The sequence below is a fragment of the Corynebacterium sp. HMSC068H04 genome (assembly GCF_001811255.1).
Lineage (GTDB): Bacteria > Actinomycetota > Actinomycetes > Mycobacteriales > Mycobacteriaceae > Corynebacterium > Corynebacterium hesseae.
Genome location: NZ_KV804011.1, coordinates 1 through 204, shown reverse-complemented (window position 1 = coordinate 204; position 204 = coordinate 1). Strand labels below are relative to the sequence as shown.

Annotated in this window: 1 protein-coding gene; it reads right to left on the bottom strand. The window is 53.9% G+C overall.

Annotated elements, in window-relative coordinates; all coding sequences use genetic code 11:
• Nucleotides 1–143, bottom strand: a 143-nt coding sequence (locus tag HMPREF2792_RS13470; protein ID WP_141748945.1) for a transposase, incomplete at its 3' end; no start/stop codon positions are given.
• Between the last annotated feature and the right edge of the window lie 61 nt (nt 144–204).

Genomic DNA, 204 nt, shown 5'->3' with positions numbered 1-204 from the left:
ACCCACCGGCCTAAAAGCCCGGCGGAAACACCAATCTCTTTAGCCACATGGGCAATCGGGCGCTCTGACTCGATTACCAGGTTCGCGGCCTCACGCCGGTACTCAGGCGTGTACTTCTTGCGCTGTTGACTCACAATGAACATCCTCTCTTACGGACACAAGATCCGTACAAATAGGGTGTCCACTAAACGAGGGTAACCTCAA